The 15,425-nt window shown below is 41.9% G+C and carries 10 protein-coding genes and 1 pseudogene; 6 read left to right on the top strand and 5 right to left on the bottom strand.

Going from position 1 to position 15,425, the window contains the following annotated elements; all coding sequences use genetic code 11:
* Positions 1 to 66: 66 nt before the first annotated feature.
* Positions 67 to 1,446 carry an AAA-like domain-containing protein gene (locus tag V7K38_RS17685; protein WP_334859697.1) on the bottom strand — a complete coding sequence of 460 codons (1,380 nt, stop codon included), beginning with the start codon at positions 1,444 to 1,446 and terminating at the stop codon, positions 67 to 69.
* A 196-nt stretch (positions 1,447 to 1,642) separates the two neighbouring features.
* Positions 1,643 to 2,305 (bottom strand): class I SAM-dependent methyltransferase, encoded by a 663-nt coding sequence (locus V7K38_RS17680; RefSeq protein WP_334859696.1) that lies wholly within the window; start codon positions 2,303 to 2,305, stop codon positions 1,643 to 1,645.
* A 971-nt stretch (positions 2,306 to 3,276) separates the two neighbouring features.
* Between V7K38_RS17680 and V7K38_RS17675 the strand changes: the two genes are divergently transcribed.
* From V7K38_RS17675 to radC, 3 genes are all read left to right on the top strand, one after another.
* Positions 3,277 to 5,268, top strand: coding sequence for an alpha-amylase family glycosyl hydrolase (locus V7K38_RS17675; RefSeq protein WP_334859695.1), 1,992 nt, complete (start codon positions 3,277 to 3,279; stop codon positions 5,266 to 5,268).
* Positions 5,269 to 5,542: 274 nt separating this feature from the next.
* Positions 5,543 to 6,481 (top strand): phosphoribulokinase, encoded by a 939-nt coding sequence (locus tag V7K38_RS17670; RefSeq protein WP_334859746.1) that lies wholly within the window; start codon positions 5,543 to 5,545, stop codon positions 6,479 to 6,481.
* Positions 6,482 to 6,781: 300 nt separating this feature from the next.
* Positions 6,782 to 7,513: a RadC family protein gene (radC, locus tag V7K38_RS17665; RefSeq protein WP_334859693.1), complete on the top strand. Its 732-nt coding sequence runs from the start codon at positions 6,782 to 6,784 to the stop codon at positions 7,511 to 7,513.
* An 832-nt stretch (positions 7,514 to 8,345) separates the two neighbouring features.
* On the opposite strand, the gene V7K38_RS17660 is transcribed toward radC, so the two are convergent.
* On the bottom strand, positions 8,346 to 9,905 hold the full coding sequence (locus tag V7K38_RS17660) for a hypothetical protein (protein ID WP_334859691.1): 1,560 nt from the start codon (positions 9,903 to 9,905) through the stop codon (positions 8,346 to 8,348).
* Between the two features lie 377 nt (positions 9,906 to 10,282).
* On the opposite strand from V7K38_RS17660, the pseudogene V7K38_RS17655 reads away from it, so the two are divergent.
* The 3 genes and pseudogenes from V7K38_RS17655 to V7K38_RS17645 all read left to right on the top strand — a co-directional run.
* Positions 10,283 to 10,810 (top strand): annotated as a pseudogene (locus V7K38_RS17655) (DUF389 domain-containing protein); the annotation flags it as partial.
* A gap of 330 nt (positions 10,811 to 11,140) precedes the next feature.
* On the top strand, positions 11,141 to 12,694 hold the full coding sequence (locus V7K38_RS17650; protein WP_334859689.1) for a cation:proton antiporter: 1,554 nt from the start codon (positions 11,141 to 11,143) through the stop codon (positions 12,692 to 12,694).
* On the top strand, positions 12,684 to 13,037 hold the full coding sequence (locus V7K38_RS17645) for a hypothetical protein (RefSeq protein ID WP_334859687.1): 354 nt from the start codon (positions 12,684 to 12,686) through the stop codon (positions 13,035 to 13,037). The genes V7K38_RS17650 and V7K38_RS17645 overlap by 11 nt, the downstream gene beginning before the upstream one ends.
* A gap of 141 nt (positions 13,038 to 13,178) precedes the next feature.
* On the opposite strand, the gene V7K38_RS17640 is transcribed toward V7K38_RS17645, so the two are convergent.
* On the bottom strand, positions 13,179 to 13,736 hold the full coding sequence (locus V7K38_RS17640; RefSeq protein WP_334859686.1) for a DUF3124 domain-containing protein: 558 nt from the start codon (positions 13,734 to 13,736) through the stop codon (positions 13,179 to 13,181).
* A gap of 76 nt (positions 13,737 to 13,812) precedes the next feature.
* Entirely contained in the window at positions 13,813 to 14,490 is a 678-nt protein-coding gene (locus tag V7K38_RS17635; RefSeq protein ID WP_114084009.1) for a potassium channel family protein, read from the bottom strand.
* Between the last annotated feature and the right edge of the window lie 935 nt (positions 14,491 to 15,425).

Below are 15,425 nucleotides of genomic sequence, written 5' to 3'. Positions count from 1 at the left end.
ATTAAGAACGAGAATTACTTATTTGGATTATTTGTCTTTCAATAGTTTACCAGAATCATTACTATCCTAGTGCTTTCCAAGTTGTTGGCTAAAATAAAGGCGATATAACTCACACATAACTTGAGCTTGATTACCGTTGAGTTTAACCAAACCCATACTTTCTAATTTGTAAGCAGCGATCGCGTCTAGTTCTACTTTTTCATCGGTTGCAATTACCTGTTGCATCGCTGACATTAATTCTGGTTCTTTTTGCAGTAAGCTCAACAGTTCTCGTAAATGCTGGCTGTAAATTCCTACTGGTGTAGATGCAGTTTCTAGTAATACCTCTAATGTCGTTTCCTGCTGACAGAGATGATATAGCGCCAGGTTCACCAAATAGGGATGTCCTCCTACCATTGCTTGTAAGGGTGCAAGGCGTTTTGCCCCTTCGGAGCCTGCTGCCCAATTTAGTCCATAACGCAATGCTAAATTCTGTACCTGATTCAGAGTAAACGGTGGCAGCGTAATTGTTATCCCGACATTGAAAGGCGATTGATTGAGTTTGAGTGGAATATAGATTTCTGTGGTGTGAACTACCACCATCCGTAGTTTTTGCCAGATTTCATCCTGCTTTGCTTGTTCGTGCCAAAATCGCAGCATTGGCAAAAAGTCTTGGGCAATGTTGGGATGTTCAAAAACTCGATGAACTTCATTCAAAGCCAAAACTAGAGGATTATGATCTATATATTGCAGCAGATACGCTTCAAAATAGATTTTGCAGCTTACCTTGCTACCCATTTCTATATCCCAAAAATCGTCTAGACAGGGAAGGAGATTTAACTGTCTGCTGACATTGACACAAAACCAACGCAAAAATTTATCAAGAGAAGCAAAAATGTCTTCATCGGCTTCTTGAAAGTCCAGATAAACAATTTGATAACCTTGCTCTCTAGCAGAAGCAATCATCCGGTTGAGCAGTGAACTTTTTCCTGTCTTTCTAGGTGCTTTAATTCGGATTAAACAACCAGGGTATAAAATCTCGTTACAAACAAGTTCTTCCAGTGGAGGGCGATTGATGTAAAGAGGAGAAGCCAGTGGTACGGGGCCGCTAGGAAATTCAATCTTACTAGCTGAAAATAAGTTTCGAGAAACCATTTCTAAGCTAGATTCTTCACTGAACTCTTGTTGATTCTGATTATCCCGATCGTCTATCCTGTCTTGCACGTATTTCTTCAACGCTAAATGCAGATTTTTTTTCGTTATTTTTTTTCCCAGCGCTGTGGAAAGGTCTTGCCACAACTCAGAGCCAACTTCCTTGATATAATTGTCACGGTAGCCTGATTCCTCTGCCATTTCACCGTAAGTTTTACCCAACCACGATTGAGAGAGTACAAAGCACTGAATAGAAGCAAGAGGCTTGTCTTGCAGAATTCTTTCTACTGCTTGCAGAATATCTTCTACTGACATTAAAGGTTAAACAATTAGGAGATGTATTTATCCATTTTGACCTATTAATAATATACAACCGAATAAATACTTAAAAAAAGAAAAATAAATTTTTACAGATAAAATTTTTTGGACTCTGATACTGCTTACTTAAAAAAGCTTGCTCGGTCAAGTATTAACCTAAGCAGATTGGGTTTGAGAAAACTGGAGAAAGACATCACTTTTTCAGTGCCAGAGTCAAGCCATCTGCGATCGCAACTAAACTAAGACTAACTCGCTGGTCTTGATGGAGCTTTTGATTAAAAGCCCGAATCCTTTTAGTTCTATTATCCTGCACTTGGGGGTCGCCAACCCTACCTGACCAGAGAACATTATCGATCGCAATCAGTCCCCCCGACCGCACTAATTGCAGCGATCGCTCATAATAAGCATCATAGTTACTCTTGTCTGCATCGATGAAAGCAAAATCAAAGCTTCCCGCCTCTCCTGTTGCCAGTAAACCATCTAAAGTCTCCAAAGCTGGGGCAATGTGCAGTTGAATTTTATCAGTCACTCCTGCTTGCTGCCAATAACGCCGAGCGATCGCTGTAAATTCCTCACTCACATCACAGGCTACCACCTTACCGTCACTTGGTAACGCCAATGCCACCACCAGAGAACTATAACCTGTAAATACCCCAATTTCCAAAGTTTTCTTAGCTCCTAGCAACTGCACTAGTAACGCTAAAAATTGCCCCTGTTCGGGGGCTATCTGCATTCTCCCGACTGGATGCTGGGCTGTTTCTTGCCTTAGTTGGCTTAAAATCTCTGGTTCTCGAAGAGATACCGATAGTAAATAGTCATAGAGGTTTTGTTCCAATCCTAGTGTTTGAGTTGTCATAACGTTCGTTTTTTATTTTTGGTGAGATACTTCCACACACTCCACTTTTAGGGTAAGTGTGGGCTTCTCAAAGACTCTTCTCTAAACTTACCAGTAAAATATTAGACCTCTTGGCTATCCCAACGCATTTGTTATTTCAGCGAACGCATTTGTTATTTCAGCGAACCTATTTGTTATTTCGGCGAACCCATTTGTTATTTCAGCGAACCTATTTGTTATTTCGGCGAACTCATTTGTTATTTCGGCGAACCCATTTGTTATTTCGGCGAACCCATTTGTTATTTCGGCGAACCCATTTGTTATTTCGGCGAACTCATTTGTTATTTCGGCGTGTCCATAACGCACCCTACGAAACTATTAGAAGAGTTGAAACCTATACTAGTCATACTTGTGTGTACCCCGTAGCCCAAAATTGGGAGAAAAGGAGGCAATTTCAAAGTCCCTCTTCCAAGGATGGGCTACGACACACAAGTCAAATTACCCCCCTTAATCCCCCCTTGGAAAGGGGGAAACAGGAAATCTAGTTCCCTCCCCTTTCCAAGGCTACGGTGTACACACATCTTTGTACAAACCCAAAATCGTTGGAGATCCCCCTAAATCCCCCTTAAAAAGGGGGACTTTGAGAGCTTTTTGCCCCCCTTTTTAAGGGGGGTTGGGGGGATCAAAAGCTTATGAGGCAACTCTCAAAGACTTGTGTGTACACCGTAGCCTTGGAAAGGGGACAAACAGGAAATCTAGTTCCCTCCCCTTGGAAAGGGGAGGGTTAGGGTGTGGTCAAACTAACGCTCAAACCCAGATGAGTAAGCTATTTCAGGCTTGTGTGTACACCGTAGCCCAAGGATGGAAAAGGGATTTAGGGTGAGGGCAATTGATTCCATGCAAGAGGTCTATTCAACCTGTCGTCTGGAATAAGCCTCGACTATTGTGTAAGAACTTCATAGCTAAACTTTCATGACCTAGAGGTTTTTGTAATGCCTATCGATCTATTAACCCGCAAAAAGACTCATTTTGTCTTGTGGCGTGTCGGTGCTTCAGAAACAGATCCTACTCTCTACATTGGCAACACGACTCCCGAAAACCCAGATAGATTAGCACAACTCAAAGAAATTCCACTTCGTCAATCAGCAGAATTCCCAGAATTGTGGGAAGTTTCGGCTCAAGAGTCTGGTTTGACTGAAGGACAGGTTTACTTTTACTGGTTTAAAGTCCGCAACTCTGACCCCTACAGTTCTGCTAATATTAACCAAACTCTCTACTGCACAGATCCAACAGCGACCACTGTAGATCGACGCTTTCCTGCACCAACGCCGTCAGAGTCGGGAGGCGTTACTAGCTCCGATCCGGCAAGTGTCGTCCTTTATCAAAATGGGACGCTGATTCCCTGCGATCCCCAAGGGCAAACTGTAAATTGGGAAGGCGATGCTCCTTTAGAGACACTGCCAACTAATAATCAATTGGTGATTTACGAATTACCAACTCGCTGGACAAAGATTAACTCAAATGGATTGATTGAAGAAGGAGTTGGGACATTTCGTGATGTACTGGCACTGTTGATACCAGGAGCGATCGCTCCGACTTTCCCCATGATCACCGCCTTGAAGAACCGCGCTCATCTTGCGGAACTGGGAATTAATGCCCTAGAACTTCTGCCACCAGAAGACAGTGATGATAATCTCAATTGGGGCTATGGTACAGCAAATTATTTTGCCGCAGATTTTGACTTAGGCCGTCCAGATAGCCAGTCAGCCCCAACTGCTTCAACTGATTTAGCTAATCTAATTAAAGCCTGCCATCAGCAAGGGTTACGCTTTTTTGTGGATGTAGTGATGGCATTCTCGCGGAATAATCCTTACCATAACGTTAATTTTTTGGAATTTTATATCAAATGGGCTAGTGGCGATCCAGAACAAGGTTCAAGAGATGGCTTTGGTGGGGATTTATTTAAGTACAACAATTGGGTAGAGGGCTATAACCCCATTACTGGGCAAAAATCCCGGCTTGTCCCAGCCCGTGAATACTTAAAAGCCCACATTGCCCACTGGTTAGAATACTATCGGGTTGATGGTCTGCGGTTAGATAGCGTCAACAATATTGCCAACTATGACTTTTTGCAAGAATTTAAGGATTTTGCCCGCACCCTTTGGGATAAAAGAGGCGGAAGTAGCGATCGCTTCCTCGTAGTTGGCGAAGAGTTGAGTGTACCCCTATCTCTCATTAAACAAAATCGTCTGGATGGACTTTGGAATGAAAAGTTCAAGCAAATCATCCGACAAGTAATTTTAGGTAAGAATGCCTGGGATGAACCCAGCTTTGAATGGAGTATCCGCAAACTAATTGATTGCCGAAACTTAGGCTTTACAGATGGCTCTCAGGCGATCAACTATATAACTTCCCATGATGTTGGCGGTTATGGTAACGAGCGTTTCTTCAACTACCTGGTTAGTAATGGAATTGCTAATACTGAACCGCGCATTAAGTTAGCATTTGTATCCCTGCTTACCTCTGTTGGAATTCCCATGATCCTTGCCGGAGACGAATTTGCCGATCAGCAAGATTTGCCTCCAACAGATGACCATAAACAAATTGACCCAGTTAACTACAGCCGTGTCAAAGATGATTGGCGGCAACGCATTTTCCAATACGTTGCAAGATTGGTTCGCTTGCGTAAGACTTCCGAAGCTTTAGCTGTGAATGATACTCAATTTATTCATGTTGACTTTAATGATGGTAAACGAGTTCTAGTCTGGCAGCGTGGTAATAAAGCCGATCAATTAGTAGTTGTAGTAGCGAATTTCTCTGACTACGGTACTCCTCCTGCTTCTGAGTACAGAGTTGCGAATTGGCCTGCAACCCCAGTTGGGAAGCAGTGGAAGGAAATTACTCAAGAGCGGATAGTTCCATCAGAATGGGTAGGCAGAGAAGGTATCTTCCCTTGGGAAGCGAAAGTGTACGCTCTAGTTTAATCTTGATACCGCTTAGTGAAAGATGATGCTAGGTCAGGTATGGTACGTCAACCTGACCTATTTTTATTGCTAGGGTGAAACTAGATGACTCTATCAGTTATGTAGATTTAGTTAGATTGCAATGATTATGCAATAAACCAGCGCACAGTATCTTTATATGTAGAGATATTGCATACCAAGGCTTTGCTTGAGTTACTGGCCTAAACCCTTCTAGAATAAAAACTATTGTAGGGAAATTCTATTAATAAACATTACTTATATTCTGGGAGGTATGATGAGCCGTCCAATAATTCTTGGTATTGTCGGCGACAGCGCTGCTGGTAAAACGACACTAACGCGAGGAATCGCTCAGGCACTCGGCCCAGAAAATGTCACAATCATTTGCACAGATGATTACCACCGTTACGATCGCCAACAACGTGCAGAAATTGGCATCACTGCCCTTCACCCGGATTGCAACTACTTAGATATTATGCAGCAACACCTGTCGCTGCTACGCACAGGACAGCCAATTCTTAAGCCAGTTTACAGCCATAAAACAGGCACATTCGAGCCACCGCAGTATATCAAGCCCAGTAAATTTGTGATTATTGAAGGATTACTCGGTTATTCTACTCGTGCCGCCCGTGATTCTTACGATGTTAAAGTCTATCTTGCGCCTCCCGAACAAGTACGGGCTAAGTGGAAAGTCAAGCGAGATACGCAAAAGCGTGGCTACACACCTGAACAGGTGCTAGCGGAACTAGAAAAGCGCGAACCAGACTCAGCCCAATTCATCCGTCCACAACGACAATGGTCTGATATAGTCATTAGTTTCTATCCACCCATTGAGGAAGATGATGAAACCAATGGACACCTGAATGTCCGACTGCTACTGCGTCCGACAATTCCCCATCCAGATTTCACCGTAATTACCAATTCTAGCGATGGTAATTCTGACTCAGCCATTCGCTTGGGGCTAGACAGGGATATGAGTAAGCCGGTAGATGTGTTAGAAGTTGATGGTCATGCCACCTTAGAACAAGTGAATAAGCTAGAGCATATTATTTGTTCTGATATGCCGCATCTGCGAAATATTTGCGATCGCGAAAGTAATCCCGAACTGGGTAAAATTGCTGGTACAACTGGGGAGACTTTGCAAAGTTACCCTCTTGCTCTCACCCAGCTAATTATTACCTACCACATGCTGAAAGCAACGCAAATTTATCAATAATCAGCGAAGATGAAGGGTTTAATGGGTTTGCGATCGCGTGTAGTGTTGGGCTGCTGAATTGTGCGATCGCATAATTCAGCGATAGGTTATTTTTTGATTTGTCGATTAGTAGACTAAATCCAATTTTATACAAATCTTGTGGCAAATATTTAAGAAGATGGTGTTATCAAAGGTGTGTCTACAGAGTAATTAGAGATAAAATTCTCCAAAATTAAAGATTTTCTCAAATAAAGGTGATTTTGACAGCAAACGAGGGATAACTAAGGATAGTTAGATGTGTGGTGACGATTTTCTTAGTTTATGACCTATTGCCTCAGAATTGCTGACCTACCTACAAATGAGCGTCCGCGTGAGCGATTAATGACGCATGGAGCCAAAATTTTAGCTACAGCCGAGTTAATCGCAATTCTTCTAGGCACTGGTCAAGGGCCAGGGAAACTGTCTGCTGTGGGTTTGGGACAATATATCTTGAGCGAATTAGGCAAACATCAACGCGATCCTTTGGCAGTTTTGCGAGAAGTTAGCCCCGCAGAGTTGATGCAAATTTCTGGTGTCGGCCCGGCAAAAGCAACAAGTATCTTAGCAGCAATTGAATTGGGCAAACGCGCCTTTCTATCTCGACCCAATGATGGCACATTAATTGATAGCCCACTTGCTGCTGCTGCTACCCTCAGTCAAGATTTGATGTGGCAGACACAAGAACGTTTTGCAGTGGTGCTATTAGATGTCAAAAATCGCTTACTGGGTACACAAGTAATTACCATTGGCACAGCAACCGAAACCTTAGCTTCTCCCCGTGATATTTTTCGGGAAGTTATTCGTCAAGGCGCAACGCGGGTAATAGTTGCCCACAACCATCCTTCTGGGAACCTTGAACCTAGCCAGGAAGATATAGAATTAACGCGCCAGTTGTTAGCAGGGGCGCAGCTTTTGGGCATTCCGGTACTAGATCATCTAATTTTAGGTAATGGCAATCATCAGAGTTTACGCGAAATTACAACCTTGTGGGATGAACATCCGCAAGGGGATTAATCATTATCAATCAGGACTTACGCAAAAAATAGCCCAAACCTTTATTTTCTAGTCTATCGTGTACACACAAGTCATCGAATTACCCAAAACAAAAGAAAAACCTCACTCTTTCCTATCTTTAATCCCTCTCCTTACTAAGGCTATGGTGTACACACAAGTCTTTGAGAGTGGCTTCATCGGCTTTTGATCCACCCAACCCCCCTTAAAAAGGGGGGGCAAAAATCTCTTAAAGTCCCCCTTTTTAAGGGGGATTTAGGGGGATCTCCAAGGATTTTTGGTTTGTACAGAGATGTGTGTACACCGTAGCCTTACTAAGGAATAAGAATTAAATAACATACAGTTTATGTTTCTGGCTTACCTCACCCTCAATCCCTCTCCTTATAAAGGCTACGGTGTACACATAAGTCTGAAAATAGCTCAAGAAGACAGGTTTTACCCCACCCTAACCCTCCCCGTATGTATTGGCTACGGTGTATACACAAGTCTTCTAGAGTTGCCCCAGAGCCTTTTGATCCCCCCAACCCCCCTTAAAAAGGGGGGGCAAAATCTCTTAAAGTCCCCCTTTTTAAGGGGGATTTAGGGGGATCTCCAAGGATTTTTGGTTTGTACAGAGATGTGTGTACACCGTAGCCTTACTAAGGAGAGGGACAGGTTTTACGTCGTAAAACCAGGGTGAGGTTTCTCAGTGGCTCTGAGACTTAACCGTAAATTTTCCGGTAGGGGCAATTCATGAATTGCCCCTACAGTGTCTAGTTTTGCGTAAGTCCTAATTTAGATGCATTTTTCCTGATGGAGATCCTTAACATCTAAAAGATATTTGTCTATCTGTAGTTTATGCTTCATCTACCCAATAAAGATAATATCGTTCATCATCTACCCAGCTTCTCTTAAAATCTTTGATCTGAACAATTTTCAAATCATTGCGCTTGACATTCAGTTTTTTATTTAAAATCAGCAAAATTTTCTTTTGCTCATCTTGATTTTTGAGTAGATAATTAATTTGGCTTAATATTTCATCCTGTTCGACATCTTTACGACCTTTTTTAAAAAGTGTAAAGCTTCCCATCCCTTTAAGCTGAGGATAGTAAAACTTTCGATGTAAATAACCCGACAAAGGAGCCATGTTTGCATCTCTGCTGGCAACAATTAACTCATTATTTAATCCAGATTTATGAATATATTGTGCTGTTTCTCGGCTAGCAGAAAATGGTACAATTAAATCTCTAGAAAAACTATAAATACCTCCTGCAAACTGGATATATAGAATTAGCATTAAAACTACATGATGCCATTGGTGAACAAATATAATTGAATTTGGACGAATAGAAAACTTGTTGAGTAAAACTGGAGAGTCTTGATAATAACTTCCCAGCCACAGAGCCGCTATCAAAACTAAATAGAAATGTCCAAAATGCCGAGGCATACCCAGAAATCTCAAGTATGTAAAGGCAAATATGACAAAAGTACCTACAATATAGAAAAAGAGAGGAATTGGCTTTTTAGACAATTTAAGCAAAGTTAAAACTACAATAAATAAAGTAATTACCGCACAAACAATTAAATCTATCCATTTTTTGTGTGCAGGAATAATTAATAAATAACTACCAAATATCCTACCTACACTTCTCAAGAAATGACGGATATCTAATTGAACTATCCAACCATTATTTAACCCGCCATGAAGATAACTATCTATTGGAGGAGTCAGAATATAAACAGATAAAATAAAAGAAAATATGATTATTGCAATACTAAAAAATAAATCGTATTTTTGGCTTTGACTAAAATACTGCTGGCGATGTTCGCTATCAAAACAAAATTCAGCTAGCAAAGTCAATGATAAAGAAAATGATACAAGTAAACCATAAGCGCTACTATTGGCTAGTAAACCTAATAAAATTGCCAGATAAGCATAAGTTTTTGTTCTGGATGAAAAAACTTTACAGAATGTAAAAACGAACAACATACTAAAGGCATAATTTCGAGAGATTAAAAGATATTCATAAAAAGGGAAAAACCCAAATGAAAACAAGATTTTTTGTTTATAATTAAAGGGGCTATGTAGACAAAATACAGCAACTGAAGTAACTGTAATTGCTAAATGAAAGATTTGCATAATAATAGGATTATCTAGTATTTTTCTCAGAATTGCCAAAGAAAAATACCATAAAACTGGATGACCTTCATAATGAATATTTGCAATTAAATCTTCAAAAGATTTACTATCTCTGACAATCAGCCAGGGATTTAGTTCATCTCGCCACATCGAATGGTTGAGAATACCTATTAAACCAAGAAAAGAAAAAATAATGATAATAAGCCAAGGAGAATGCAAAGGGATTCTCGAAGTATATTTGATGATGTTTTTGTTTATCATGGTTAGATGAAGCATAGATCCTAGTTCCTTATTTACCCTACAAGACTTGACAAATTCTTAGTAATGTTGCCACACCTAGAGACACCGAAAGGACGAACAGAAACTGCTTGAGATTATTTATATAGCGGTTCCGATTCAGATGCGGTACAAGATTATATTGCGAGGTGTAGGGGCACGGCACTGCCGTGTCCTTACGGGTGTACCTCACGTAAACGAGAACCGCTATAATGACTTCCTGGGCGATCGCTGATTCAAACACCATAAACATATTCCTGGTATAATTTTGCATTGATTCTCGTCTGACTATTTTCAGATGACATCGGCTCAACGTAAGACTTTAGTTAGCAGAAAATGAAGATTTTACAGTTAACCAAGCATTTAGGAGGAAGGTCTTGGGTAATAACATTCGAGACCGATTTAAAAATTTCCGCCGCCGGGGTTCGCAGCCAGAACAACTCCAACAGCTACAAACAGAGTTGCTGGCTGAATCAGCCTTAGACTCAGCTTACATAATTTTGATTATTAGCTCCTGTGCGATCGCAACTTTGGGTTTATTATCCAACAGTGCGGCCGTGATTATCGGCGCAATGATTATTGCCCCTCTCATGTTGCCGATTCGTGGGTTAGCTTTTGGTGCTTTGCAAGCAGATATTACTTTGTTTCGCAAGGGAGTAGTTGCTGTAGCAGTGGGCGCAGTATTAGCAATAGCGATCGCCTCGACTCTGGGTTTGCTGGTGGGGTTGCCTAGTTATGGTAGTGAAGTGCTGGCTCGTTCCAGACCAACATTGTTAGATTTGGGAATTGCGGTAGCAGCTGGTGGTATCAGTGGTTACGCCAAAATAGAGACGAAAATCTCTGGTAGTTTAGCAGGAACTGCGATCGCTGTTGCCCTCATGCCTCCCATCTGCGTGATTGGCTTAGAGGATGTTTTAAAAGTCCTATTGTTGGTATAAAAAGTTTTAGATCCACCTTAAAAAGGGGGACTTTGATCCCCCCTAACCCCCCTTAAGAAGGGGGGTTAGGGGGGATCAACAAGCGCCTAAAATCACAGCCAAAAACTTTTCAAACATCCTCTAAGGAACTTCCAAATAAAAAAATATCTCATCCCTACGGGACGCTACGGGGAGGGAAAGTTGTAGTGAAATTCAGAAATTGGAGAATTTATTTTTTGGAGTTCCCTAAACTTGCTAATTTGGCAGCAGTAACGTGAGAATCTATCAGTGAAGTCCAAATCGCTTTAGATTGTAATAGTGGATGTTACCGAATTAGTCAAAGTTTCAATTATTCTCTTGCTCGTTGCTACAGGTGTAGCTCTGCTATCTCGGCGGTTGCGAATCCCTTATGTGACGGGTTTAGTATTGGCAGGTTTACCAATCACTGAATTGTTATCTCGTCCGATTGGTTTAAATCCAACCTTAGTTTTAAATCTTTTCTTACCAATTCTCATCTTTGAAGCTGGCATTAATACAGATGTTAGCCGTCTACGCAGCACCTTTAAACCAATTGCCCTGCTAGCTGGGCCTGGGGCTGTGCTTTCCAGTGGGATTATTGCCGCTCTATTGAAATTTGGGCTAGGACTGAGTTGGATACCTGCCTTATTTGCCGGTGTAATTCTAGCAAACACTGATACAGTTTCCATGATTGCCGTCTTTAAGGAAATACCAGTACCCTCGCGGCTTTCCACCATCGTTGAAGGAGAAACTTTATTTAATGATGCAGCTGCTCTAGTTTCCTTCAACCTGATTTTGCAAGTATATTCCACAGGTTCACTTACCTTCGTTGAGGGAATCCAACAACTGCTATTTATCTCTCTAGGAGGCTGCCTGGTAGGGTTAGTCTTGGGCTACTTAAGTATACCTGTATTCGCCCGTTTAGATGATGCCCTTAGCAGCTTGTTACTGACAGTTGCAGTTGCATTAGGAACTTTTCAGGTTGGGCAATTTCTTGGGGTATCGGGTGCGGTGGCTGTAGTTGTCGCGGGATTAATTTTCGGGAATCTAGGGCTTTCTCAGAATACTTCTGCTTCTAGTCGCATCACCTTGTTAAGTTTCTGGGAATATGCCAGTTTTACTGTTAACACCTTTATTTTTCTGCTGATTGGTGTAGAAATAAACTTGGTAACGCTGTGGAGAACTTTACCTGCAATTCTATTTGCAGTTTTGGCTTATCAAGTTGGGCGAGTTCTGACAGTCTATCCGTTGCTAGCAGGAATTCGTTGGATTGACCGTCCAATTCCGTTGCGCTGGCAACATTTACTCTTTTTCGGTAACATCAAAGGTTCGCTATCGATGGCTCTGGCGTTGAGTTTACCTGCAACATTGCCAGGGCGAGATGTCCTCATCGCTTTAGTTTTCGGTAGTGTACTGATATCGTTAGTTGGACAGGGTTTAAGTTTGCCTTGGGTGGTAAAACGCTTAAAATTATCTAAATTTTCTGAAGTTCAACAACAGGTTGAAGAGTTACAAGCCCAGTTGATGACGGGTAAGGCAGCACAAGATGAATTAGATAGCTTGCTGAAATCAGGGGTATTACCAAAAGCTGTTTATGAAGAGATGCGTTCAGCTTATCAAGTGCGAATTGCCGGTGCAGAAAAGATACTGCGGGAACTTTATAATCGTCGTCCTGATGATGTGGAAGGTGGAAGTGGCAAGAGCGCTAAACTTGATGCCATTCGCCGCCGTTTACTCTTGGCAGAAAAAGGAGCGCTTAATGAGGCGATGCGGAAGCGAATTCTCTCAGAAGAAATTGTACGCGGACGGGTACAAAATCTTGATGAACAATTGCTGAAGTTAGATGATGATTAATATTGGGCATTGGGCATTGGGCATTGGGAATAGTATGGGCTTTGTCGATGAACCTCTGAGCTTTGTGAATGAACCTCTGAGCTTTGTCGATGAACCTCTGAGCTTTGTGAATGAACCTCTGAGCTTTGTTAATGAACCTCTGAGCTTTGTGAGTGAACCTCTGAACTTTGTGAGTGAACCTCAGAGCTTTGTCGATGAACCTCTGAGCTTTGTGAATGAACCTCTGAGCTTTGTCGATGAACCTCTGAGCTTTGTGAGTGAACCTCTGAGCTTTGTGAGTGAACTTCTGAACTTTGTGAGTGAACCTCTGAGTTTTGTGAGTGAACCTCTGAGCTTTTGCTGATTGATTAAAATCTGCTGCCTCCTGTTAAACATTAAGTCAGAGACTCAATGAATGCATTCTCATACAGAGCATGGGAACGAGAAAAAACTTAATTACGAATTACGTTAGCGTCTCGTAGAGAGCGTCATTACGAATTACAAATTACGAAGGCGATCGCTTATCATTATTTTGACTTTTAATCACTCTACCAGGACTGATAAAAGAAATTCCTTGTTGAAAGTCAGTACCAATCATGACTGCCTCCACTATAGGTTCGGATATTTCTGTTTGAGCTACCCACTCGACAATGAAGTTTGCGCCTAAACCTCCACTGGTATCATTTCTATTTATAAAAAAATCTGTAGAAGCTAGGGCATCAAGTTGAATAGGGCGCTCTAAATACTTTTTAATTAATTTCCCCTCTGAGTTGTAGTAGCGCACAGCAGTAATAACGATCGGATTGGTCATATCTGTATTCCGAATACTGAGTGTAACTGCTAACTCGAAAATCTCCTGCTTATTGTGATGATAGATATGGGAATAAACAGGGACATAAATAGTTTGACCGCTTGCTATCTTAAAATTTTTATCTAGCGTCACTACTTTTTGAACAGGGGTTGCTTGAACTGCATCGGGTTGTGACTTGGGTGGAATATTTGTTGATTGACAAGATGTAAGAAAAATAACAGCGATCGCTAAAATATATAGATACGGTTTCATCAAAACTATTTACACCCCATTTTTTATCCGTATGTAGCTAATCCCACCGAATAAAGTGTTTCGATAGGGATTGCGCTCAACATCTTTGTTCAATAAAATCAATGACTTGATGTAAAGATCCTGGTTTAGTCACAATCAAAACTGTTGAATGAGGTTCCAGTATTGTACTGCCGTTAGGAATCATCAAGTCTTCGTGGGGATGGGATTGATAACCAATAATTAGCGAACCACTAGGGAATCGAGCATCTTGAGCGATTTCGGCAACGCTACGCCCAGCAACATAGCAATTATTTGGGATGGCAAGTTTCAAAACTTCAATCTGTCCTTGCTCAAAATGCATCATTGATTCCACTTGGGGATACTCAATGGCATTCACCATTGTTGAAACTGATAATTCAACAGTACTGATGATATGATTGGCTCCAGCTATCCGCAATGGTTCGGCAAAGTCGGGGTGGCGCATCCGACTCAAAATATGGGTGACACCGTAGTGTTTAGCAAGAGTTACCATTGCCAAGTTTAAGGCATCACTTCTGAGGACAGCTGCCAAGGAACCTGCTTTGCGAATCCCAGCTTCTAACAATACTTCTGTACTTACAGCACTGCCTTCAAAAGCCATCGCTCCAACTTGTTCGCGGGCGTAGCGACAAGCGATCGGATCGATGTCAATTACGGCAACAGTATGTCCTAGCTCTACCAGTTTTTGGGCTAAACTTAAGCCCACTAAGCCGGCTCCACCTATTAGTACGTACATTGCTACTCTTAATGCTCTTTGACTTTTTACCTCACTTTATAGGTTAGCAAGTAGGGGCGTACAACTGTCATTGGTGTCAACTTTACGTGAAATCCTTGTGAAGAAACGATCTTGAGTTCACTCACTTACCATCACGATCCGCGTCACCCCACCCTGGCTTTGCTGACGCAAAACCTCCCATCCCCTTAGAGGTTGAATGAACAAGTATTTTGCTGTGATTTTAGGCACTCTTAGATCCCCCCTAACCCCCCTTAAAAAGGGGGGAATCGGAATCAAAGTCCCCCTTTTTAAGGGGAGCCACTGCGGTCTTGCTTGGGGTCTCCCCAAGTGGAGCATGTGGCGTTGACTTAATAGTACTCGTGCGAATCGTTGGCTAGAAACCAATCCTCTAAGGATTAGGGGGATTAGCCGCAGGGTATGAACCTTGACAACTGAATGACCATGTAGGTGAGAGGTAGTTATCCTCAAATCCTACCCCGTAGGTGCAACGGTGAAAGCATCACCCCCAGGTTTGAGACTAGCCATCAACGCCTGAAGCGGGGTGAAAAGGTGTTATTACTGACAGCCTAAGTTGGTAAGCATCGAGCAAAAGTACCCATGAGTAAAGCCTCGGCTTGAAGATGTGATTGAATCGTCGTTACTAAGAACCAGCGAAATAAGGCTTAATGCGCTGGAGCCAAAAGGCAAAGGATAAGGAGTTGGCAAGTGGGTATTTGACCAACAAGCACTTCCAATAAACCCGGCGAATAGCATCACTCTAAAGGTACATAGTATGGTCATTCGGAACGAGATAACCTCTCGTATGCTCTCAGGTGGTCGAATACTTGAGTAGGTGCTAACCCAGAAATGTTGAATGCTGATACAAAACTTTACATAGATAGTCACACTAACTCTAAAAGACCTAAATTAGTCAACATAACATCATCTCCTCAAAC

Origin of the sequence: Nostoc sp., assembly GCF_036917465.1 — a bacterium.
Taxonomy (GTDB): domain Bacteria; phylum Cyanobacteriota; class Cyanobacteriia; order Cyanobacteriales; family Nostocaceae; genus Nostoc.
Note: the sequence above shows the minus strand (reverse complement) of the source record. Positions and strands in the feature narration are given on the sequence as shown.

What these genes read in the sequence shown, in the direction of transcription:
- V7K38_RS17670 (WP_334859746.1), top strand. Translation starts at nt 5,543, where the DNA reads ATGAGCCGTCCAATAATTCTTGGTATTGTCGGCGACAGCGCTGCTGGT.
- V7K38_RS17635 (WP_114084009.1), bottom strand. Translation starts at nt 14,490, where the DNA reads ATGTACGTACTAATAGGTGGAGCCGGCTTAGTGGGCTTAAGTTTAGCC.
- radC (WP_334859693.1), top strand. Translation starts at nt 6,782, where the DNA reads ATGACCTATTGCCTCAGAATTGCTGACCTACCTACAAATGAGCGTCCG.
- V7K38_RS17680 (WP_334859696.1), bottom strand. Translation starts at nt 2,305, where the DNA reads ATGACAACTCAAACACTAGGATTGGAACAAAACCTCTATGACTATTTA.
- V7K38_RS17645 (WP_334859687.1), top strand. Translation starts at nt 12,684, where the DNA reads ATGATGATTAATATTGGGCATTGGGCATTGGGCATTGGGAATAGTATG.
- V7K38_RS17685 (WP_334859697.1), bottom strand. Translation starts at nt 1,446, where the DNA reads ATGTCAGTAGAAGATATTCTGCAAGCAGTAGAAAGAATTCTGCAAGAC.
- V7K38_RS17640 (WP_334859686.1), bottom strand. Translation starts at nt 13,736, where the DNA reads ATGAAACCGTATCTATATATTTTAGCGATCGCTGTTATTTTTCTTACA.
- V7K38_RS17660 (WP_334859691.1), bottom strand. Translation starts at nt 9,905, where the DNA reads ATGCTTCATCTAACCATGATAAACAAAAACATCATCAAATATACTTCG.
- V7K38_RS17675 (WP_334859695.1), top strand. Translation starts at nt 3,277, where the DNA reads ATGCCTATCGATCTATTAACCCGCAAAAAGACTCATTTTGTCTTGTGG.